The organism is Pseudomonas lini, assembly GCF_964063345.1.
GTDB classification, from domain to species: Bacteria; Pseudomonadota; Gammaproteobacteria; order Pseudomonadales; family Pseudomonadaceae; genus Aquipseudomonas; species Aquipseudomonas lini_B.
The window spans coordinates 4,047,510-4,068,700 of the sequence record NZ_OZ061318.1 but is presented as its reverse complement, the minus strand read 5'-3'; the positions used below and the strand labels follow the sequence as shown (position 1 = coordinate 4,068,700).

Annotated in this window: 17 protein-coding genes; 6 read left to right on the top strand and 11 right to left on the bottom strand. The window is 59.8% G+C overall.

All coding sequences use genetic code 11. The features are described from left to right. Positions 1-45: 45 nt before the first annotated feature. Both AB3226_RS18335 and AB3226_RS18330 read right to left on the bottom strand, forming a co-directional pair. Positions 46-957 carry a LysR substrate-binding domain-containing protein gene (locus tag AB3226_RS18335; protein ID WP_367374085.1) on the bottom strand — a complete coding sequence of 304 codons (912 nt, stop codon included), beginning with the start codon at positions 955-957 and terminating at the stop codon, positions 46-48. Between the two features lie 224 nt (positions 958-1,181). Continuing rightward, positions 1,182-1,772: an NAD(P)H-dependent oxidoreductase gene (locus AB3226_RS18330; protein WP_008005541.1), complete on the bottom strand. Its 591-nt coding sequence runs from the start codon at positions 1,770-1,772 to the stop codon at positions 1,182-1,184. A gap of 160 nt (positions 1,773-1,932) precedes the next feature. Between AB3226_RS18330 and AB3226_RS18325 the strand changes: the two genes are divergently transcribed. Next, positions 1,933-2,247, top strand: coding sequence for a putative quinol monooxygenase (locus AB3226_RS18325; protein WP_367374084.1), 315 nt, complete (start codon positions 1,933-1,935; stop codon positions 2,245-2,247). Here AB3226_RS18325 and AB3226_RS18320 read toward each other — a convergent pair. Next, positions 2,237-3,001: a sulfite exporter TauE/SafE family protein gene (locus AB3226_RS18320; protein ID WP_367374083.1), complete on the bottom strand. Its 765-nt coding sequence runs from the start codon at positions 2,999-3,001 to the stop codon at positions 2,237-2,239. The genes AB3226_RS18325 and AB3226_RS18320 overlap by 11 nt on opposite strands. 234 nt (positions 3,002-3,235) lie before the next feature. Between AB3226_RS18320 and AB3226_RS18315 the strand changes: the two genes are divergently transcribed. The 4 genes from AB3226_RS18315 to AB3226_RS18300 all read left to right on the top strand — a co-directional run bounded on the left by AB3226_RS18315 (position 3,236) and on the right by AB3226_RS18300 (position 5,613). Further along, entirely contained in the window at positions 3,236-4,120 is an 885-nt protein-coding gene (locus AB3226_RS18315) for a LysR family transcriptional regulator (protein WP_367374082.1), read from the top strand. A 45-nt stretch (positions 4,121-4,165) separates the two neighbouring features. Next, positions 4,166-4,741, top strand: a complete 576-nt coding sequence (locus AB3226_RS18310) for an NAD(P)H-dependent oxidoreductase (protein ID WP_367374081.1) — start codon at positions 4,166-4,168, stop codon at positions 4,739-4,741. A 48-nt stretch (positions 4,742-4,789) separates the two neighbouring features. Further along, on the top strand, positions 4,790-5,161 hold the full coding sequence (locus AB3226_RS18305; protein WP_367374080.1) for a MerR family transcriptional regulator: 372 nt from the start codon (positions 4,790-4,792) through the stop codon (positions 5,159-5,161). A gap of 107 nt (positions 5,162-5,268) precedes the next feature. Beyond that, the gene (locus AB3226_RS18300) at positions 5,269-5,613 is read left to right on the top strand and encodes a cupin domain-containing protein (RefSeq protein ID WP_007900627.1); all 345 of its coding nucleotides are present in this window, start codon (positions 5,269-5,271) and stop codon (positions 5,611-5,613) included. A 230-nt stretch (positions 5,614-5,843) separates the two neighbouring features. On the opposite strand, the gene mmsB is transcribed toward AB3226_RS18300, so the two are convergent. Beyond that, positions 5,844-6,731 (bottom strand): 3-hydroxyisobutyrate dehydrogenase, encoded by an 888-nt coding sequence (gene mmsB / locus AB3226_RS18295; protein ID WP_305423693.1) that lies wholly within the window; start codon positions 6,729-6,731, stop codon positions 5,844-5,846. Between the two features lie 10 nt (positions 6,732-6,741). Continuing rightward, positions 6,742-8,259, bottom strand: coding sequence for a CoA-acylating methylmalonate-semialdehyde dehydrogenase (locus AB3226_RS18290; protein ID WP_367374079.1), 1,518 nt, complete (start codon positions 8,257-8,259; stop codon positions 6,742-6,744). Positions 8,260-8,420: 161 nt separating this feature from the next. On the opposite strand from AB3226_RS18290, the gene AB3226_RS18285 reads away from it, so the two are divergent. Then, positions 8,421-9,368, top strand: coding sequence for a LysR family transcriptional regulator (locus AB3226_RS18285; protein ID WP_367374078.1), 948 nt, complete (start codon positions 8,421-8,423; stop codon positions 9,366-9,368). On the opposite strand, the gene AB3226_RS18280 is transcribed toward AB3226_RS18285, so the two are convergent. The 6 genes from AB3226_RS18280 to recC form a co-directional block, all read right to left on the bottom strand. After that, on the bottom strand, positions 9,365-9,829 hold the full coding sequence (locus AB3226_RS18280) for an OmpA family protein (RefSeq protein ID WP_367375813.1): 465 nt from the start codon (positions 9,827-9,829) through the stop codon (positions 9,365-9,367). The genes AB3226_RS18285 and AB3226_RS18280 overlap by 4 nt on opposite strands. 44 nt (positions 9,830-9,873) lie before the next feature. Beyond that, positions 9,874-11,142 (bottom strand): diguanylate cyclase domain-containing protein, encoded by a 1,269-nt coding sequence (locus tag AB3226_RS18275; RefSeq protein ID WP_367374077.1) that lies wholly within the window; start codon positions 11,140-11,142, stop codon positions 9,874-9,876. Beyond that, complete coding sequence (locus AB3226_RS18270) at positions 11,139-11,714, bottom strand: YfiR family protein (protein ID WP_258619873.1); 576 nt, start codon at positions 11,712-11,714, stop codon at positions 11,139-11,141. Before AB3226_RS18270 ends, AB3226_RS18275 begins: the two co-directional genes overlap by 4 nt. A 116-nt stretch (positions 11,715-11,830) precedes the next feature. Further along, positions 11,831-13,939 carry an exodeoxyribonuclease V subunit alpha gene (gene recD / locus AB3226_RS18265; RefSeq protein ID WP_367374076.1) on the bottom strand — a complete coding sequence of 703 codons (2,109 nt, stop codon included), beginning with the start codon at positions 13,937-13,939 and terminating at the stop codon, positions 11,831-11,833. Then, a complete protein-coding gene (gene recB / locus AB3226_RS18260) occupies positions 13,936-17,625 on the bottom strand; it encodes an exodeoxyribonuclease V subunit beta (protein ID WP_367374075.1) in 3,690 nt (1,229 codons plus the stop codon). Before recB ends, recD begins: the two co-directional genes overlap by 4 nt. Then, a complete protein-coding gene (gene recC / locus AB3226_RS18255) occupies positions 17,622-21,074 on the bottom strand; it encodes an exodeoxyribonuclease V subunit gamma (protein WP_367374074.1) in 3,453 nt (1,150 codons plus the stop codon). Before recC ends, recB begins: the two co-directional genes overlap by 4 nt. Positions 21,075-21,191: the final 117 nt, after the last annotated feature.

The following is a 21,191-nucleotide window of genomic DNA, read 5'->3' as shown; positions in this document are numbered from 1 at the left end:
GTGGGAGCGGGCTTGCTCGCGAAGAACGACGACGCGGTCTACGAATCAGCCCTTGAAATCCGCAATCGCATAAGCCGCCAATTTGCCCTGGATGAAGTCCAGGAAGCACTGAATCCGTAAGGCAAGTTGCGAGTTGCGGTAGTACACCGCGTTGATCGGTTGGCGATATCCGCTGTTGAACTCCGCCAGTAGCACCTGCAAGCGACCGGCGCGGATGTCGTCGATGGTCATGAAGTGCGACAAGCAGGCGATGCCCTGCCCTGCCAGCGCCAGGTGCCTGATCGTCTCGCCACTGGACGCACTGATCGACGCCTGGATCGGCCAGCGATCACCATGGACATAGCGCAACGGCCATTGGTTGAGGCCTTCGTTCTGGGTGAAACCCAACAGCGTATGTTCAGCCAGATCGGCAACAGCGGCCGGTACGCCGTGTTGTTCCAGATACGTCGGGCTGGCGACGATGTGCAGCGGGCTGCAACCCAGTGAGCGGGCGTGCAGGGTCGAGTCGGCCAGCGTGCCGATGCGGATGGCGATGTCGGTACTTTGTTCGAGCAGGTCGATGATCAGGTCGTTGCTGTTGAGTTCGAGCTGGATGTCCGGGTACAGACGGCGGAACTCATCGATGTACGGCACGATGGCGTGCAGCATGAACGGCGACGCGGCATTGATTCGCAGACGCCCGGAAGGGGTTTGCTGGCGTGAGGACAGGCGCTCTTCGAGTTCGTCCATCTGATCGAGAATCAGCTTGGCGTGTTCGAAGAAGTACTTGCCCTCCTCGGTCAAATCCATGCGCCGCGTGGTGCGGTTGATCAGCGTGGTGTCGAGCTTGGCCTCCAGTCGCGACAACGTGCGACTGACCGCCGACGGCGTTTGCCCGACCTGTTCGGCCGCAGCTGAAATCGACCCGCATTCAATTACGCAGACGAAAATCTGCAACTCATCGGATCTGGCTTTCACGGGTGTCCCTTATCGATTGTCCTGCGCCGTTCTGCTGCGGAGCGGGGCTTGCCTGTGGCGAGGGAGCTTGCTCCCGCTGGTGCGCGAAGCGGACCCAAAACCAGCACATGCGGTGGTTCAGCAAACCGCGTCGGCTGACTTTACGACGGCTTCGCCGCCGAGCGGGAGCAAGCCCCCTCGCCACAGATTCAGTGCCCGCTTCAGACATCGATAGTAGCTGAGCGTTATGCCTTAAGGCCAAACACCTCGCTCAAGTGCTGCTCATAACGCGCCACATCGGCTTCGACGTTCGGGCGTTTCATCACATCCACGCACAAGAAGGTCGGCAAACCGGTCATGCCGAGGAAGGTGTTGGCCTTGTGGAACGGGAAGTACACCGCGTCCACACCTTTGGCTTCGAAGAAATCGGTCGGGTCGTCGAAGGCTTGCTGCGGCGCGTTCCAGGTCAGCGACAGCATGTATTTTTTACCGTGCAGCAAACCGCCGCTGCCGTACTTCTGCGACGCGTCGGAGCGCGTGCGGCCATCGCTGGCGTAGAGGCTGCCGTGGCCTTCGGTGAAGACTTCATCAACGTACTTCTTGACTGTCCAGGGCGCGCCCATCCACCAGCCGGGCATCTGATAAATGATCACATCGGCCCAGAGGAATTTGGCGACTTCCTCCGCAACGTCGTAGCCCTCGTCGATGAAAGTGGCTTTTACATCCACACCGCCGCGATCCAGCACGCTCAGCGCCGCTTCGTGCAACGTCGTGTTGTAGCGACCATCGGAGTGGGCAAACTTTTTTCCGCCATTGAGCAACAGGACTTTTTTCATGAGAAGTCTCGCAAGGTTGAAATTCGATGGCGGCAGAGTAGCGAGTCGACTCGCTCGGAATAAGCGCTCAATCAGCAAAAAACATTTGACCAATACGCACGAATCGATAGGGAATTGTTGCCATAAACTTGCGCCGACTCTGACTTTCAAGGACAACCAGATGAGCGAACTGCAAGGCTTCATCCTGCACGCCAAGACCCGCCCGGAAAAAGCCGAGGCCTTCGAAGCGTTCTTCCGTGCCTATGTCGAACCGAGTCGCGCCGAGCCCGGCTGCATCGAGTACCACATGCTGCGCGACAAACAAGACCCGACGCTGTTTATCTTCTACGAAATCTGGCAATCCCAGGCGCATCTGGACGTGCACTCGAACCTGCCGCACATGCAGCAATTTCTTGAGGAGCGCATGGAGTATCTGGAACGGGATTTCGATATCCGCTCAATCGAAATGCTCAGCACTTCGTCCGCTAGCCGCTGATCAGCAAGTGGCCGCCGAGCACGCCGAGGCCGATGAAGAACACGCGTTTGAACAACACGGCGCTGATCCGCTGACGCAGCCATTGCCCCAGCAGCATGCCGAGCACCGCCGGAATCAGCGCCAACAGCGACGCGCTCAACTCGCCACCGCCGAGGGCGCCGCGCCATAACAGGCCGGCGGCCAACGCGAGGGTCGAGACGGTGAACGACAGGCCCAGTGCCTGCACCAGTTCATCCTTGCTCAAGCCCAGCGCTTGCAGATAAGGCACCGCCGGAATCACGAAGACGCCGGTGGCCGAGGTGACGATGCCTGTCAGCACGCCACAGAGCGGACCTAGCCAACGCTCGGTGCGACCTCCGACGCGCAAAGTCGGCAGGAACAACCCGCTCAAGGCGTAAATCAACAACGCCGCCCCCAGCCCCCGCACAACCCAGTGCCCACCGGTGATGCCGATCCACAAAGTGCCGGCGCCCGTGCCGATGAAAATCGCCAGCAGCATCGGCCACAACCGCTTCAGCAGCCCACACAAATGACCGCCGAATGCCAGTTGCCAGATGTTGGTCAGGGTCGCGGGGATGATCAACAACGCCGCAGCCTGCGATGGAGCCATAGCCAGACCGAGCAAGCCCATGGCGATGGTTGGCAGGCCGAGGCCGATCACGCCTTTGATCATCCCGGCCAGCAGGAAGGTGGTGATGACCAATAAGGACAGGGTCAAACCCAGATGTTGATAGAACGCGGCGAGTGTATTCATGGGGCTATGGTGAGCCCTGAAGGTTGCCTTGAAAATCTGCCATATACTGAGGCTGCCTCTTGATTTGGTAGAGGCTGGAATTTTCATTCCTGCTGCTGACGCCTTCGCGGGCAAGCCCGCTCCCACAGGTTTTTGAGGTGTAGTCCAGATTGCATGAACTCCACAGATCCCTGTGGGAGCGGGCTTGCCCGCGAAAGGGCCCGTCCAGACAACAAACCTCCCGAGGCTGTAACGATGCACTTCGACCTGACCGACCTGCGCCTCTACCTGCACATCCTCGACACCGGCAACATCACCGCCGGCGCCGCCCGCAGTCATTTGTCCCTGGCAGCGGCGAGTGCGCGAATACGCGCGATGGAATCTTCACTCGGCACTGATTTTCTGGAACGCGGCCGTCGCGGCGTAACGCCGACGCCCGCCGGCAAAGCCCTGGCGCAGCACGCCCGAGTTCTTTTGCAACAGGCCGAGCGCATGCAGCAGGACTTGGCCGAATACGCCAAAGGGGTCAAAGGCCAGGTGCGGTTGTTGTGCAACACCACAGCGATCACCGAGTACCTGCCGGAGTTGCTGGCAGACTTTCTGCGCGACCATCCGAACCTCGACATCGACCTGCAAGAGCTGCCCAGCGCGCGCATCACCCACGCCCTGCGCCAAGGTGCGGCAGACCTGGGCATCGTGTCCGACGCTGTCGATACAGACGGCCTTCAGACTCGCTATTTCCGCGACGATCCGCTGGCACTGATCCTTCCGCACGATCACCCCTTGGCCGACACCGGACCGATAAATTTCAGCGCCACCTTGCATCATGATTACGTCGGCCTGAACGCCAACAGCGCCTTGGCCGTGTACCTGGAAGAGCAAGCCCTGCACAGCGGCTTACGGATGCAGATCCGCATCCGTGCCGATGGTTTCGATGGCGTGATGCGCATGGTCGCCCGAGGTGCCGGGCTGGCGATCGTGCCCTTGGCGGCGGTCGAACGCTGGTCAGCTGAAACGCCGCTCAAAAGCATCGCACTGAAAGAGCCGTGGGCCCGACGCAAACTGTTGCTGTGCGCCCGGGACTTCGCCGTGCTGCCCGGTTACGCCCAGGCCTTGCTGAACGCCTTGACTCTCCCCTGAGGGGCAGACTTTACCCTTGAGGTTTCATCTTCAGGGACCGTTACGATGAGCAAACGAATTCTGGTGATCCTCGGTCATCCTTCAAGCAACAGTTTCTGCGGCGCACTTGCCGAACGCTACGCACAATCGGCGTTGCGTGCCGGGCATGAGGTGCGTCAGTTGTTTCTAGGAAAAATGGATTTTGATCCGGTGCTGCGTGAAGGCTATCAACAGATTCAGCCACTGGAAGCCGACTTGCGCCGTGCTCAGGCGGACATTCTGTGGGCCGAACACCTGACCCTGGTCTACCCGATCTGGTGGGGCGGCGTACCGGCCTTGCTCAAGGGTTTTCTTGATCGGGTGTTGCTTCCGGGCTTCGCCTTCAAGTATCGCGAAGGCAAAGCCTTTCCCGACAAATTGCTGCATGGCCGCAGCGCGCATCTGCTCGTGACCATGGACACGCCACCCTGGTACTACCGCTGGATCTACCGCATGCCCGGCCTGCATCAAATGCGCAAAACCACCCTGGCGTTTTGCGGCATCCAACCTCAGCGCACGCTCACCTTCGGGCCGGTTCTGGGGTCCAGTGTCGGTCAGCGCGAAACCTGGCTGCTGCAAGCCCAGGCTATCGCCAGCCGATGAGTCTGCCGATAATGGGGCTGGCTTACCCTCGGCAAAAAAGGACTTTTCATGTACATCGGCCAAGCCGCGCATCGCTCGGGCACGACGATCAAGAGTATTCGCCATTACGAGTCGATCGGCTTGCTGCCTGCCCCTCGGCGACAAGGAAAATACCGTGTCTATGATCAGCACAGCGTCGACCTGCTGATCTTCATCAAGTGCGCTCAACACTTAGGTTTCAGGCTCAAGGAGTTGCAGGCGATCTTTGCCGGGCATCAAGGCCTGGCGATGCCCTGGTCATTGGCGCAGCAAGCCATCGATGCCAAGAAGTGCGAAATCAGCGAGAGGATTGCCGCACTCACGCATCAACACGAGCAATTGGTCAAGTTTGAAGCCAGCCTCATACAGGCCAGAGCCGATTGCCCGTTGGAAAGTCTTTGAGAGTCTGCGCGTTTCTGGACAGCTCAATGTCGAATACAGACAACTGAACGGTGTGTGGGCGCTATAGGGTGCGACTTCAGTTCTTGAACCCACTGCCCGGAGTCATCATGACCGCACCGATTACCGTCCTTCGCGACACCCATCCGCTGCCAGTACTCGACGCCTGCAAATGGGAAAAGCTGGAAGGCGACCCGCACACCGTCAACCTCAACGCCTACACCAGCGAAGATGGCAGCAAGATCATGGGCACCTGGATCTGCACGCCGGGCAAGTGGTACGTGGAATACGTGAAGTGGGAGTACTGCCATTTCCAGGAAGGCTACTGCATCATCACCCCGGAAGGCATGGCGCCGATCCATCTGCGCGCCGGTGATATTTTCGTCATCGAGCCAGGCATGAAAGGCACGTGGGAAGTGGTTGAGACCGTGCGTAAGTATTTCGTGTTTGCCTGATGCAAAAAACCGAGAGACCACCCGACGTGGTCTCTCGGCAAAAAAACTGATTGGAATGTGCATCCCTTGTGGCGAGGGAGCTTGCTCCCGCTGGTTCGCGAAGCGAACCCAACAAGCTGATGCGGTGTTTCAGATACACCGCATGCTCAGGACTTACGACTGCTTCGCAGCCGGACGGGAGCAAGCTCCCTCGCCACAAAAGCTCCTTCGCCACAGCCTCTGGAAGCCCTTTATTGGGGCTTGCGATAGCTGTTGATGATCGCCGAGAAGTCCTTACCGCCTTCCCCGCGCTGGCTCATCGCCTGATACAACTGCTGGGCTACCGCGCCGAGCATTACCGGTTGGTGCGCCTGACGCGCCGCCTCAGTGGCCAGCCCCAGATCCTTGAGCATCAGTTCGGCACCGAAACCGCCGGTATACCCGCGCGAGGCCGGTGCCGTTTCGACGATACCCGGCCACGGGTTGTACATCTCCGAACTCCAGCAACGCCCGGTGGAACTGTTGATGATCCCCGCCAGCACCGTCGTGTCGATCCCCAGCGCATCGCCCAAGGCCATGGCTTCGCTGACACCGACCATAGAAATCGCCAGCAGCAGGTTATTGCAGATCTTGGCGATTTGCCCGGTGCCGACTTCGCCACAGTGGACAATATTGCGGCCCATCTGCGCCAGCACCGGTTGCAGGGTCGCGAACAGTTCAGGCGTGGCGCCGACCATAAAAGTCAGCGTCCCGGCCGCTGCACCGCCAGTACCGCCGGAGACCGGTGCATCGGCCATTGCCACGCCTTGTTTGGCAGCCGCTGCGGCAACGTCGCGTGCCGTCTGCGGATCGATGGTGCTGCAATCCACAGCGGGCACGCCCTTGGCGATCCCGGCCAGCACGCCATCTTCGCCCAGCCAGACGCTGCGCACATGCACAGCGGCTGGCAGCATGGTGATCACCAGCTCTGCATCTTGAGCCGCTTCACGTGCCGAAGCGCTGATGCTGCCGCCCAGTTGCTCGAGCTCTGCCAGCACAGCTTTGTTCAGGTCGACCAGGCGCAGCGAATGGCCAGCCTTGATCAGGTTGCGCGCCATCGGCGCGCCCATATTGCCGAGACCGATAAAAGCGATTTTCATGTCCGGCTCCTTAACGCAAGTGAATGGTGGTATTCACACCGTCGTTGACGCTGTCGTCGTCGAACCAGCGCGCGGTAACGGTCTTGGTTTGAGTGTAGAACTGCACCACTTGCTTGCCATACGGACCGAGGTCACCGAGCTTCGAACCACGGGAACCGGTGAAGCTGAAGAACGGCACCGGCACCGGAATCGGGATGTTGATGCCGACCTGGCCGACGTCGATTTCCGTCTGGAATTTACGCGCCGCCGCACCGCTCTGGGTGAACAAACCCGTGCCGTTGCCGAAAGGGTTGGCGTTGACCAGGGCGATGGCCTGATCGAGGGTATCGACTTCCAATACCACCAGCACCGGGCCGAAGATTTCCTGGGTGTAGATTTGCATCTCGGGAGTGACGCCAGAGAACAGGGTCGGGCCAACAAAGTTACCCTTCTCGTAGCCCGGAACGCTGATGTCGCGACCGTCCAGTTCGAGCTTGGCGCCTTCCTTGATGCCGCTTTCGATCAGATCGAGAATCCGCGCCTTGGCTCGCTTGGAAATCACCGGACCAACATCAGTGCCCGGCTCGCTGCCGGCATTGACCTTGAGTTTCTGCGCCAGTGCTTTCAGATCTGGCAGCCATTGCTTGGCCGCGCCCACCAGCACCACCACCGAGGTGGCCATGCAACGTTGCCCGGCCGCGCCAAAACCGGCGCCGACCAGAGCGTTGAGGGCTTGCTCGCGGTTGGCATCGGGCAGCACAACAGCGTGGTTCTTGGCGCCCATCATCGATTGCACGCGCTTGCCGTGTTTACCGGCCAGGTCGTAGACGTGAGTACCGACTGCGGTCGAACCGACGAACGAAACAGCTTTGATGTCCTTGTGGGTGCAAAGCGCATCCACCACATCCTTGCCGCCATGAACGACGTTGAGCACACCCGGCGGAATGCCGGCTTCGATGGCCAGTTCCACCAACAGCATGGTCGACATCGGGTCCTGTTCGGATGGCTTGAGCACGAAGGTGTTGCCGCAGGCGATGGCCATCGGGAACATCCACAGCGGAATCATCGCCGGGAAGTTGAATGGGGTAATGCCGGCACAAACGCCGATCGGCTGACGCAGGGTGTAGGTGTCGACACCGCCAGCGACGTTCTCGGCGAACTCGCCCATTTGCAGGCTGCCAATGGAGCAAGCGTGTTCGACCACTTCCAGGCCTCGGAAGATATCGCCTTCAGCATCGGCAATGGTTTTGCCCTGCTCATTGCTGAGCACCACGGCAATACGCTTGGAGTGTTCGCGAATCAGCGCCTGAAGCTTGAGCATGATGCGCATCCGCGCGCCAATCGGCGTCAGCTTCCAGGTCTGGAAGGCGCGATGGGCGGCGCTAATGGCGGCATCGACTTCGGCGGCTGTGGCGAATGGGACTTTGGCCAACACTTGTTGGGTCGCCGGGTTGACGATGTCGTGCCATTCGGTGGTCTGGGATTCGATCCACTCGCCATCGATCAACAATTTGACCTTTTGCACGGTGGTTTCTAACGATGCGTTCATTTTGGTCTCCGGACGTTGTTCTTATTTAGAGAGCGATCTTTGGAGCCAAGGCGAGAAAGTCGCCTTGAGATGAGGCGTGTGTCGCGAATTGGTTGTCGGACTGTTTTTGGAGTATAGATGTGCAAACTTCTAATAAGAACGCACATAAAAGCCGGTCCATCATGCAAAAAAACATCACGTCTTTAGGCTCGTTGAACTGGGATGACCTCAAGTTTTTCCTCGAGGTTGCCCGCACTCGCAAGGCCAGCACCGCGGCCAAGCGCCTGGCGGTGGATTACACCACCGTGTCGCGACGCATCAGTTCGCTGGAAGCTTCGTTGGGCACGTTGCTGTTCGAAAAGTCCCGGACCAGCGGTTTCGTCCTGACTGCCGAAGGCCAGCGGCTGCTGGGTTACGCCGAGTCGATCGAAAGCACTCTGCACATGGCCTGCGAGCAGGTTTCGGGCTCAGGCGTAGCGTTGTCCGGCCATGTGCGCATGGGCTGCACCGAAGGGTTCGGCAGCTTTTTCATCACTCCGCAGCTGAGCCATTTCGTCGACGCCTACCCGGCGATCTCGGTGGACATCCTGCCGCTGCCGCACTTCATCAGCCTGTCCAAGCGCGAGGCAGACATCGTCATCGCGCTGGAGCGGCCGGAGCACGGCCCGTATGTCTGCTGCAAACTCTGCGATTACAAATTGCAGCTGTATGCGACCCAGGATTATCTGGACAAGCACCCACCAATCCGCCGCCCGGCAGACTTGGGCAAGCATCAATTCATCAGTTATGTGGACGATTTGGCGTTCAGCTCGGAGCTGCTGTACCTGGCGAATGTGTTGCCCGGTGCCAGTGCCAATCTGCGCAGCACCAGTGTGATTGCGCAGTTCGTGGCGGCGCAGCAGGGACGGTCATTGGCGATTCTGCCGTGCTTCCTGGCGGCTCAGGACCCGCGATTGCTGCCGGTGTTGCCGCAAGAGATCACCATTACCCGGCAGTTCTGGATGTACTGCCGCGAAGACCTGCGCAAGCTCAAGCGGATCACGTTGTTGTGGGATTACATCCGTAGCGTTACCGAGCAGAATCAAGGGCTGTTGATGGGGGAAAGTCGGGAGATGTTGTTCGCCGATTAATCCGCGCTCACCACGATCGACACCCGACGGTTCTCGGTGCGTCCGACCGCGGTGTCGTTGGAAGCGACGGGCTTACTGCTGCCCAGGCCGTGCAGTTGGATGTTTTGTTCTTTTATGCCGACTGCGGCCAAAACCTTGCCGACGCTTTTCGCCCGCCGCAGGGAAAGCTGTTCGTTATAGGACTCTTGGCCCGAAGCATCGGTGTGGCCGTCGATTCTCACGCGCTCGATTTCCACACTTAATAACGCCTTGCCAATGCGCTCGACGATCTCGGTACTGGAGGTGTTGAGACTCTCGACATCACTGCCGAACAAAACTTTGCCTGACAGATCATAGGCCCAGCCATCATCCGTCATTTCGAAACCTTGCTGCTTGAGCACAGCGAGCTGCGCTGGGGTCAGGCCCTTTTGCGGTGCCGTCTGGCAACCGGTCAATGCCAGCAAGGCCAGGAAGAGGGTCATTGTGAAACGTCGTAACGAATGCTGATTGAAGGTGAACACAAAAATTAGCTCCTGGTTTGAACATGGACGACAGGGAGCTCCGCCCCTGCCGTTTGCTGCGCGCCTCGGGAAAGGCGTTTGGCCTGGTACATCGCGGCATCGGCAGCATGGAGCAACTCACCCGGTGTGACCCCATGATCGGGGTACACGGCGATGCCGATACTGAGTGAAGTCAACACCTGGATACTGCCCGGCAAGGGGATTGGCACTTCCATGCTGGCAATGATTTGGTTGGCAATCCGTTCGGCGTCTTCGGCCTTGTGCAGCGGTGTGAGCAGGATTGCAAACTCGTCGCCGCCCAGACGCGCGACCAGATCCTCTTCACGCAGTTGTGCACGAACCCGGGTTGCCACGGCGACCAGCACCGCATCGCCGGCAGCGTGGCCGAAGTTATCGTTGATCTCCTTGAACCGGTCGCTGTCGAGAAACAGCACGGCCACTCGCTCATCGAGCTTGCCGGCATTGCGCAAGGCACGCATCAGGCGGCCTTCGAAAAACGCTCGATTCGGCAGTCCGGTCAGGCTGTCATGGCTGGCTTGGTGGGCCAGGGTTTCGTTTTCGCTTTGCAGGTGGGTCTGCCAGGACTCGAGTTCATCGAGCAAGGCATTGAAGTCATTGCCCAGGTTGTCGAGTTCGGCAATGTCGGCGGGCGGTACGCGCTGGTCAAAGGCTCGCTCGCTGCGGGCGGCGTGAGCCACAGTAGCCAGGCTGCGCAAAGGGCCCGTGATCCCCCGCAATTGCCGCCGCGCCAGATAGAGCGCAACCCAGGCACTGATGGCGGTACACAAGACGATTCCCATCAGACCGCTGAGCAAAAAGCGCATCAGGCTGCCACCGTGCCCGATCAGCAAGATGCTGCCGATTTCCTGACCTTGATGGACGATCGGCATGCTGATGGGCTTTTCCAGAATCACCCGGGCGATCTGCATTTCAAGATCGGAGAGCAATCCCGTTTCCGCTCGTTGCCAACGTGCGAGCAACTCGCCTTGCTCGTCCATCACCTGTGCGTCGGCCACTTCTTCGGTGGACGCGATCAACGCCAGCGCCTCAGTGGCGGCGACCTTATCGTTGAACACCACCGCGGCTTCCACGGTGTAATTGATCGAACGGGCGATCAGATGCAGGTTGTGATCGGCATAAACCCGCAAGGCCAGAACACCCAGCAGGGTCAACGAAATACTGGCCATGGCCACGCCCACCAAGGCGACGATCAAATGCCCACGGCCGATAAGCGACCCTAATGTCGGACGTATACGAGATTTGAATAGACTCATGGTGCCGCCGGTTTGCGGCGCGACAGTTGCAGCACACTGGGATGAATGCGCACACCGCTGCGGGCGACCGAGTCGAGGTTGACCTCGAAGGACACCTGTTCATCGCCGACACGCAGACAGAACAGACTGCCGACGGTGCATTGATCGCCGCCTTCGCTGATGCTCACCACCGGGCGCCCTGTCAGCGAGGCGAATAATCGACTGCGTTCGTCGCTGGTCAACTTGCCGATGTACACCGCGTCGCATTCACCGGCAATCGCCGGGTTGTCGGCCAAAAGCCGTCGCACGGTGACAGGCCGACCAGTAGCCTGGGTAGCGCCCTTGACCAGGTCGTCGGTGTACTCGGTAGGACCGACCACGCACAGACGCAACTGTTGAGGCTCAACAGGCCACCGGGCATAACTGAGGATCCCGAGCACCACCTGAGTGACCGATCTGGCACGCTGGTCGGCCTTGCTCAGGGCGGTTTCCGGCTGAGCGAAGGCAACGCCCGTCAACAAACAGAGAAGGCCGGCAAGCAGCACTTGCTTGCAGCCAACAACGCGCTCTGTCGCCCAGACAGCCACCTTCATGCAGGGATTCTCTTCGATCGCAACGAAATGATGCCGCAACGATAGCACAGCACCGAAACACCAGCGAGGCCACGCACCACCGCACTTCGGACAGATTCCGTCGTCTGCGCCCCTTTTCAGTGACCCGGTTCGATCCCCTCTTCCAGCTCCAGCATCAACCCGCTCAAACGCTTGACCTTGCGCCGCACAGCCTCTTCGAATACACCGGCGCGAGGCTCAATCAGGGTGAACCAGTGTTTGGCCCGGGTTATTCCGGTATAGATCAGTTCCTTGGTGAGCACAGGGTTCAGGGCGTCCGGCAGAATCAACGCCGTATGGGCAAATTCCGAGCCTTGGGATTTGTGTACGGTCATGGCGTACACGGTGTCGACATCGTTCAGCCGACTTGGCAGGACGAAGCGCACACCGCCCTGACCATCGTTGCGCGGGAAGGCCACACGCAACACTTGCCGTCCAGCGTCGGGGCCCTCACGTTCCGGCAGCTTGAGGGCAATGCCAATATCGCCGTTCATCAGCCCCAGGCCATAGTCATTGCGAGTCATCAGCACGGGTCGACCTTCGTACCACTGGTGGTCGCTGTCGATCAGCCGAGCCTTGAGCAGCGCGTCGGTCACTCGCTGATTCAAGCCTTCCACCCCCCAAGGCCCTTTGCGTACCGCGCACAATAGCTGGAAGGCGTCGAAGGCTTGCAGCACCAGTCGAGCCCAATCGGCCCAGCATGGATCGTCGAGCGGGCTGTTGAGCGGAGGCCGTTGACTGCGCAAAAGACTCAGGTAATGCCGATAACCTTGCGGCCCCTCGCCATGCCCCTCGAGCAACAACCGCTCCAGCGCCCGGTCCTGCTCACCCTTGAGAGGCAGGGAAAATACGTCGCCATGGCTTCCAGCCGCCAGTAACTTGCGGGCTTCCTCAGGTTGCTGCTGGTTGACCCAACGGGCCAACTGACCGATGCCACTGCCCTCGCCGAAGCGCCGCGAGTGACGCAGCATCACAACTTGCTGAGCCAGGGGATGCGTTCCGTTGATGTCTTCGTGCAAACCGCTGCTACGGAGGTTTTCACCGCTGACTGCCTCCAGCCACTGACGTGTCTGCGGGCTGTACCAACCGGCTTCGGCATCGCGGCACAGATCGCCCAGGACGGCACCGGCCTCTACCGACGCCAGTTGATCCTTGTCACCGAGCAGCACCAGACGGGCATGGGCCGGCAATGCGTCGAGCAGATTGGCCATCATTTCCAGGTCGATCATCGAGGCTTCATCCACCACCAATACATCCAGCGGCAAGCGATTGCCGGCGTGGTGCCGGAAATGCCGGGTACCGGGACGACTGCCGAGCAAACGGTGCACGGTGGTCACATCCGACGGGATCTTCTCCCGCACTGTTTCAGCAACCTCCAGGGTTTGGACCTGCTGGCTGATGGACTCGGTCAATCGTGCGGCAGCTTTGCCAGTGGGTGCCGCGAGACGAATGCGCAGCGGTTTGCCGGCCTCAATCGCGGGAGCCTGGAGCAATGCGAGCAAGCGCACGACCGTGGTGGTCTTGCCGGTCCCCGGGCCACCGGTGACGATGCTGAATGCGCTACGGGTAGCCAGGGCGCAAGCGAGCTTCTGCCAGTCGATCACTTCATCAGGCCTGGCTGGACCGAACAGGCCGGTCAGGCGTTGGGGCAAATCACTCGGTGTTGTTTCGTGTGCAGCCAGGCGCTGATGCAGGGCGTTATCGATCCGCCGTTCGTAAGCCCAGTAGCGGCGCAGGTACAGGCGTTTGCCCGACAGCACCAACGGCCGGTGCTGCGCGGCTTCACGCCCGTCGACGGCCAGAGCCACCAGGGTGCTGGACGCCAGGACCTTGCACCAATGAGCACCCTCCAACGCCTCAAGCAATTGCGACGGCAGCAACATCGCGCCACTTTGCAGATCACCTTCCGGCGGCAGCGACAGGGCGAAGTCTGGCTCTTTCAGCGTTTCGAACAGATCCAGGCAAACATGGCCGTGGCCCAACTGATGACTGGTCAACGCGGCGGCCAGCAGTACCAGTGGATCATCGTCGGGGGCGAGTTCGTGGAGAAAGGCCACGAAGGCTTTATCCAGCGCCCGCAGCCAACCGCGTTCGACCCAGCGGGTGAGCAGCAGCAACAAGTCATCTGCGCGACTCAGGGGGGCCAGGTCCGCCAGACTTTCGGCCGCCAACGGCGTGGGCAGCAAATCGGCGAAGGTGCGACTCATAGCAGTACTCCCTGTTCCCAGGCGGGTTCGGCCTTGGGCTCTGGCTTGCCTTGGAACAACCGGTCCAGACGCTCGATCAGCTCCCGTGGCGGACGGGCGAAATACACGCCCTGGCTGGCCGCGCGCGTACCGCGAAGGAACAGGTACAACGCTCCTCCGACATGCCGGTCGTAATCGTAATCGACCAGCCGCGCCTTGAGCTGGCGATGCAAGGCGAGCAGGTACAACACATATTGCAGGTCGTATCGGTTATCGAGAATCGACTGCTCCATGGCCTGCTCGGTATAGGCCGCATCATCGATGCCCAGCCAGTTGGACTTGTAGTCAGCGACGTAATAACGACCGTCGTGCTCGAATGTCAGGTCGATGAAGCCTTTGAACATGCCATTGAGCAGCACCGGCTCGGCAGCCACCCTGGCCACGCCGTTGTGGGTGTATTGGCGCACCAGTTCATCGAGTTTGAGCACATCGACTTTGTGACTGGCGAACCAGAACTCCATCTCGACCCGGTATTGGGTCAGTTGCTCGAACACCACCGGTGCCTGCCCGCCGCCGATGTGCAGCGGGGATTTGAGCAAATGCTGTAGCCAGTCACTCAACGTCGTGATCCAGCCTTCCCAGCCGCGGCGATTGCAGCGGCGGGCGATGGCGTCTTCCACAGTCTGTGGTGCAGCGGTAAAACCTTCGTCACCGGCCCACTCAAGCAATCCATGGAGAAAAGTGCCGGGGTTCGGCCCGCGAGGGAATCGATGGATATCCGCACCGCCAGCAATCACTTCTCGCGGCGCTTGCGGATCGAGACGTTCGTCGTCAAAAAGCTTTTGTGCTTGCGGGCTCTCCGGAGCTTCGTCACTGCCCACGCTCAGACTGTCGCCAATGCGCAAGGCGCTGTAGGAGGCAATCCACCAGTTTTCGCTGGCCTTGCGTTTGGGTATCAGCGGCGCAAGCAAGGTCGCTTCATTGCGTGGCGGGTGGTAATGCTCGGCGCTCGCTTCAGGCATTTCACCGTAGTTCAGCGCCGGGCAGTCCTGCTGCAAATCTTCCAGCCAACGCCGCAACCCTGCCGACTCGACCAATGGCGCACCACCGCCCAGCAGATAACCCAACGCTGAAAGGTGCAACATCGAGCCGTTGTTATTGCCGCGCTTGAGGTCAGTCACACCGAGCCAGCAGGCATGTTGTGCCCGGGTCAGGGCGACATAGAGCAGCCGAAGATCCTCGGCCAAGCGCTCATCATCGGACTGGGTGACCAACTCCGGCGTTGGCTTCAAGCTCACCTGAGCCTTGCCCGTCGCATCGTGGTAATACAACGGCAATCGGCTGCCATCCACTGGTTTTGCCGAGCAAATGAACGGCAGAAACACCAACGGATATTCAAGCCCTTTGGATTTGTGGATGGTCACAACCTTGACCAGTTGCTCGTCGCTTTCCAGGCGCAGGATCTGTTCTTCGCCAGCCTGACAGGACAATGCCAGATGCTCGGACAAGTGACGGATCAAGGCTTGCTCGCCATCAAGCTCGGCGGCGGCCTGCTGTAGCAACTCCGACAGGTGCAGCAGGTTGGTCAGCACCCGTTCACCATCGTTGCGGGCGATTAACGCTTGGGGCAGTTGGAAGTCGTGCAGCAAACGTCGCAACATTGGTAGCACGCCCTGCTTGCGCCAGAGCTCGCGATAACCGCGGAACTGCATGACGCGCGCTTCCCAGGCCAGTTCGTCCTGATTCAACCGCTCCAGTTCAGCCAGCGAAAGGTTCAGCGTGATGCACGCCAGCGCGGCGCGGAGGGGGCGCTCGACATCTGGTTCGGCACACGCCTTGAGCCAGGTCAGCAGGTCATGCGCTTCCTGCGCAGCGAACACGGAGTCCTTGTCTGACAGGTAAACACTGCGCACACCGCGAGCCGAAAGTTCGCCACGCACAGCCTGGGCCTCTTTGCCGTCGCGCACCAGAATCGCGATATCCGCCGGCAGCAAACCTCTGAAGTCCTTAGCGTCCTGGATAAAGCCAGCACGACCTTGCTGGCCGCCATTGAGCAGCGCGGTGATTTCACTGGCGCAGGCGGCGGCCAACTGTTGTCGATACACCGCGCCAGACAGAGGCTGATCGGCGGACAGGTGCCAGATGTTCAGGGCCGGTACAACCTGACCATTGATGCGCAGGACTTCTTTGCGCCCTTGGGATTCGACGGGCAGGAACGGTACCGGGTTCTCGCCATTTTTCTCACGAAACAGGAATGCTCCGCGCCCCTGCTCACGAGATTCGGCGCGCTCGAACACATGGTTCACCGCATTGACCATGCCATGACTGGAACGGAAGTTGGTGCCAAGGGTATGCAGGCGGCCAGTGGTGGCCTGGCGGGCACGCAGGTAGGTATAAATGTCGGCCCCGCGGAAGGCATAAATCGCCTGCTTCGGGTCACCGATTAGAAATAGACCGGTTTCAGGGTTGTTGTCTTCGATACGATAAATGCTCTCGAAGATTCGATACTGTACTGGGTCGGTGTCCTGGAATTCGTCGATCAACGCGACCGGGAACTGCTCGCGGATCAGTGTTGCCAGGCGCTCACCGCCTTCGGACTGCAAAGCTGCATCGAGGCGCAGCAGCATGTCATCGAAGCCCATTTCCGCGCGGCGACGCTTTTCTTCCTCGAACCGTGCACCGACCCAGTGAGCGGCGTGTTGCAGCACGGCGGCATCGGGGGTCGGCAAACTATCGAGACTGGTCTTGAGACCTGGCATTGCATCGAGACCGGGATGACGGGGAGCATCACCCTTCCAGGCTTCAGCCATACCATCGGGGGTCAGGCGAGTGAAACCGGTGCCAATGTCCAACTGCTCGAGAGATTCGTCTTCGGCCCAGGCCCGGAGCTTTTCGAACCAGGGTTCGAAGTAGCGCGGCTGCATCTTGCGGCCATCGACGCTCTTGCTTGCGACGCCCTGGTGACAGATGGCAAGCAACTCATCCGCCCATTGGCGCCAGGGCATCTTGAGTTCGAGCAAAGCGGCCTGTCGCTCCAGCAGGCACTCGGCAATCAACTCGGCAGGTTCTTTACCTTCAACGCTGTCACGCTCGCTGGCGAACAACCCACGCACTCGCGGCAACAACGCCGCCGGGCCGCCCCAATTGCCGCGAACCCAGTTCAGTGCATCGCCTTGCATTGGATAGCAGAACAGTCGCCAGTAGTCGCGCAAGACTTCGCCGAGCAAATCGCTGTGATCGGTTTCCAGGGTCTGGGTGAACAGGCTGCCACTGTCGAACGCATGTTCGCGCAACATGCGCTGGCACCAACTGTGGATGGTCGATACCGCCGCTTCATCCATCCACTGGGCGGCGATGTCCAGGCGGTTTGCACATCCGGACCACTGTTCGGGGAGGTACTGCTCGCGCAACTCGGCAATGAGGCCATCCGGTGCCGGTGTCTCATCGCGGAAAAACCGTGCGGCTTCAGCCAGCCGTGTGCGAATACGTTCGCGCAGTTCTTTGGTTGCGGCATCGGTGAAGGTCACCACGAGGATTTGCGGCGGCAGCAACTCACGGCCAAAACCACTCGACTCACCGCCGTGGCCAAGGACCAGACGCAAGTACAGCGCAGAAATGGTGAAGGTCTTGCCGGTGCCGGCGCTGGCTTCGATCAGTTGGCTACCACGCAGAGGGAATGCCAGGGCCAGCGGTGTTTTCGTGGTCATGAGCGCGCCTCCTCGCTGCTCAATGAACGCCAGGAGGCCTCAAACAGCGGCCGATACAAAGCGTCGCACCAATCGGGGAAGGTCTCGTCGGCAATCAGTGCATCGTAATCGGCGTATTGCCGAGTGAGCGCCGGGCTTTCGCGGCGCTCGCCGTCAGTGGTCTGGCCATCGCCTTCATAGGCCTTGCGGGCAGCGGCGTCAGCTTTGGCCGGGTCGGTTTGAGCGAGCCAGGCGAACGCTGTTTTTACTGCAATCGGCAGCGGCTGGCGCATGCCCGATTGCCAGGCCAACAACAGATCGCCCAGAACCCGGGATGCTGCCGCCTCCTCTATCGGACCGAGCAGCAAACTGTCGTCGCTGGCCACCAACGCGGTTGTCATCGGCATGCCGCTGGCACAGGCAACCAGGTGATTGACCCAAGGTCGCGTCAGGCGATGCCATTTGCGGGCCTTGATCGAACCGATGCTGTTGGGAATCGTAGTCACCGACAACAACCCGCCATCTGCGCGTTGATGCAGGCCACTGAGCCAGCCCTCCAGACGCAATCCTTGTAGTTCCAGACTCACCGGCAACGCGCTGGTGAGCGGGGTCGGCCATAACGCCAGAAGTTGCTGATAGCGCAGCAGCAGATCCGGCAGCGGCTCGATCAACTCTCTCTGAAGACATTCGCCAAAACCGGCCATGGGCAAAAGCCCGCTGTTTTGCAGGCGTTTTGCCTGCGCCTCCAGTACCTGATCGGTTTGCTCCAGTTGCCCCAGCGCCGCTTCGAGCAAGCTGTCGCTGAGGCTATAGCGTTGCAGCGCATCGAGAACGAATGGCTCTTCATCTGCCAAAGGCACTTCGGCAGCCTCAAAGAACACTTTGAGCCGCTGACTGAAGAAATGTCGTACCGGGTTGCGCAGAAAATCCTGCAACTGACCCAGGCTCAGCGGTTCGTCCTGGACGTAGGGTTCAAGTACTTCGATATCAGTCGCCAGATCACCGGTTTGATGAAGAACCTGCCACTCGCTGGCGTAGCTGAATAGATCATCGCCTTCGTGAAAGTAGCGAGCGCTGAAAGGTTGCAGCGGGTGTTCCTGGGTCATGGACTCAAGCAGGTCATCATTGTCATCGCACAGTCGCCAGCCGCTGCCGAGATGGTCACGCAACTGCCCTATCAACACCGAAGCAGGACGCTCGCTGTTGTCCCGAATACTGCGGCCGACCCAGCTGATATAGAGTTGGTCGCGTGCTGACAACAATGCTTCCAGCAACAGATAGCGATCATCTTCGCGTCGGGAACGATCGCCGGGGCGGTAGTCACTGCCCATCAGGTCAAAATCCAGCGGCGGTTGCGCGCGAGGGTAATCGCCGTCATTCATGCCAAGCAGGCAGACCAGTTTGAAGGGGATCGCTCGCATGGGCATCAAGGTACAGAAGTTGACGGCCCCGGCGAGGAAACGCTGGGATAGGCGACCTTGGTCGAGACCCGCCAACCAGGCTTCCCGGACTACGGTCAGCGGTAAATCGTCCTGCAAACCTACAGACTCACAGGTCTCAAGCCAGGTCTCACGCAGCTCTTCGAGTTGGGCCAACAAATAGTCGTCATGCTCGTTACTGGCCAGGAAGAACAACTGCACCAGAGCTTGCAAGCGCGAGCCCCATTGTTTGGGCGCTGCAGGTTGAGTGAGTTCCTGGTGGGCAATTTCCAGCGCATCCAGCAGGGCGACCAAAGGACCTATGAGTGCGGCATCCAGACCACCAATCTCGTCATAGGGTTCGATCCCCTCGCAGGCACTGGCGCTACCCACGGCATAACCCAGCAGCATCCGTCGCAGTCCGAAACGCCAACTGTTTTGCTCCAGCTCATCAGGCAGGCCCAGACCCGCGCGCTGTTCGGCGTTCATCCCCCAGCGAATACCTGCGCCTTCAATCCAGCGATGCAAGGTCGGCAGGTCACGCTCCTCTACGCCAAACCGAGCGCGTAATGCCGGAACGTCGAGCAGATCAAGGATCTCGCTGACAGGGAAGCGACTGTCGGGCAGCTTGAGCAGATGTTCGACAGCGATCAGTAGCGGATCCCGGCCGCGCTGGCCTTGATCCGCAAGCGTGAAAGGAATGAAGCGCGGATCAAAGCGATCAAGCTGACCAAAGACAGCACGGATGTGCGGGGCATAACTGTCGATGTCCGGGACCATCACGATGACATCGCGAGGCCTCAGGGCTGGGTCAGCACTGAATCGTGCAAGCAACTGATCGTGGAGTATCTCCACTTCACGCTGAGCGCTATGGGCGATGTGAAAACGGATCGATTCGTCCTTTTTCAGATCGACAGCAGGCCAACGCTCGCGGGTCTCGTTCAGGGGACGCAATTCCAGGATGTCGTCCTGCAACTGATTGAGCATGTTCTGTGGCTGGTTTTCGCTGAATAAATCGATACGCCCGTCACGAAACGCCGAGCGATAGCTATTAGGATCGTCGTAGCTGTCGAGCAGATTGATGTAGTCCCGCCCCTGCTTACCCCACGCGGCCAGTAGCGGGTGGGCATGCTGATGGAGCGTTTGCGAGTCGAGCACAATCGGCATGCCGCTCTTGCGAGCCTGACGCTTGTACTGATGTCGCAACAGATCTTTATCGGCGACGATGTCCGCCCAATGGTGACGACATGGGTTGTGTACGCACAGCAAGACCTGGCTGAATCGAGCAAGCCCCGCAAGCGCTTCCAGGGCTTGAGCAGGCAGTGAAGAAATCCCGAAAACGATCACCCGTGAAGGCAAACCATTAGGCGCTACGTCGAGAGTATTGATCCGCTCGATAAAGCGTTGGTGGACGCCTGCGCGGCTTTGCGCCATGCCTTGTTCACCGACATCCAGCAACAACGCACGCCACAGCTCCGCCTGCCAGCAGTTGGCCGGAGTCAGGGCTTTGGCTTCGCCTCTGCCATTTCGTAGCTGATGGCGACCTTCTGCCCAGTCTTCGAGCCAGTCGGCACGGTAGACCTGATATTGGTCAAACAGGTCTGCCAGTCGCTCCGCCAATTGATAGCGTTTACGTAAGTCGGTGTCATTGGTAAGAAAGCGCTGCAGGGGTTCGAAGTGCGGTTGGTTGATCAACTGTGGTAGCAGACGCATCAGACGCCAGGTCAGCGGGGCTTTATCGAGCAGGGATTTGACCGGGATTTCGTCACGTCCCAGCACCATACGATAGAGCTGCCACATGAAGCTGCCCGGTAACTGCACGTCGATGGCGGCGGCGATTCCGCAGCCGCCCATGTCGTCATCTTCGGGGTCTTCGGCCAGTGCCAGCTTCAGCCATTGGGCGATGCCGTTACTCTGTACCAGAGCGATTTCATTTTCCAAGGGAGCCAACGGGTAGCGCCGCATCCAGCTGACCACCAGGCTGCGCAACTCGTCCAGGCGGTTGCCGTGAACCACCATAAAACCAGCACTGAGGGACGTAGCGTCCGGCATAAAGGCTTCCTTGGGAAATACAAAAGCTAGGGCCGAACCTTAGCACTGTCGGCAGACTGTGACAGCCGTGAACGGTCCGATAATGCTGTACGAACTTTCCTGCGGGCAAAACAAAAC

Coding starts and splice junctions, on each gene's coding strand:
- AB3226_RS18270 (WP_258619873.1), bottom strand. CDS start 11,714: ATGAAGGTGGCTGTCTGGGCGACAGAGCGCGTTGTTGGCTGCAAGCAA.
- AB3226_RS18290 (WP_367374079.1), bottom strand. CDS start 8,259: ATGAACGCATCGTTAGAAACCACCGTGCAAAAGGTCAAATTGTTGATC.
- recB (WP_367374075.1), bottom strand. CDS start 17,625: ATGACCACGAAAACACCGCTGGCCCTGGCATTCCCTCTGCGTGGTAGC.
- AB3226_RS18305 (WP_367374080.1), top strand. CDS start 4,790: ATGTACATCGGCCAAGCCGCGCATCGCTCGGGCACGACGATCAAGAGT.
- AB3226_RS18325 (WP_367374084.1), top strand. CDS start 1,933: ATGAGCGAACTGCAAGGCTTCATCCTGCACGCCAAGACCCGCCCGGAA.
- AB3226_RS18275 (WP_367374077.1), bottom strand. CDS start 11,142: ATGAGTCTATTCAAATCTCGTATACGTCCGACATTAGGGTCGCTTATC.
- AB3226_RS18285 (WP_367374078.1), top strand. CDS start 8,421: ATGCAAAAAAACATCACGTCTTTAGGCTCGTTGAACTGGGATGACCTC.
- AB3226_RS18310 (WP_367374081.1), top strand. CDS start 4,166: ATGAGCAAACGAATTCTGGTGATCCTCGGTCATCCTTCAAGCAACAGT.
- AB3226_RS18300 (WP_007900627.1), top strand. CDS start 5,269: ATGACCGCACCGATTACCGTCCTTCGCGACACCCATCCGCTGCCAGTA.
- recC (WP_367374074.1), bottom strand. CDS start 21,074: ATGCCGGACGCTACGTCCCTCAGTGCTGGTTTTATGGTGGTTCACGGC.
- mmsB (WP_305423693.1), bottom strand. CDS start 6,731: ATGAAAATCGCTTTTATCGGTCTCGGCAATATGGGCGCGCCGATGGCG.
- AB3226_RS18315 (WP_367374082.1), top strand. CDS start 3,236: ATGCACTTCGACCTGACCGACCTGCGCCTCTACCTGCACATCCTCGAC.
- AB3226_RS18320 (WP_367374083.1), bottom strand. CDS start 3,001: ATGAATACACTCGCCGCGTTCTATCAACATCTGGGTTTGACCCTGTCC.
- AB3226_RS18280 (WP_367375813.1), bottom strand. CDS start 9,829: ATGACCCTCTTCCTGGCCTTGCTGGCATTGACCGGTTGCCAGACGGCA.
- recD (WP_367374076.1), bottom strand. CDS start 13,939: ATGAGTCGCACCTTCGCCGATTTGCTGCCCACGCCGTTGGCGGCCGAA.
- AB3226_RS18330 (WP_008005541.1), bottom strand. CDS start 1,772: ATGAAAAAAGTCCTGTTGCTCAATGGCGGAAAAAAGTTTGCCCACTCC.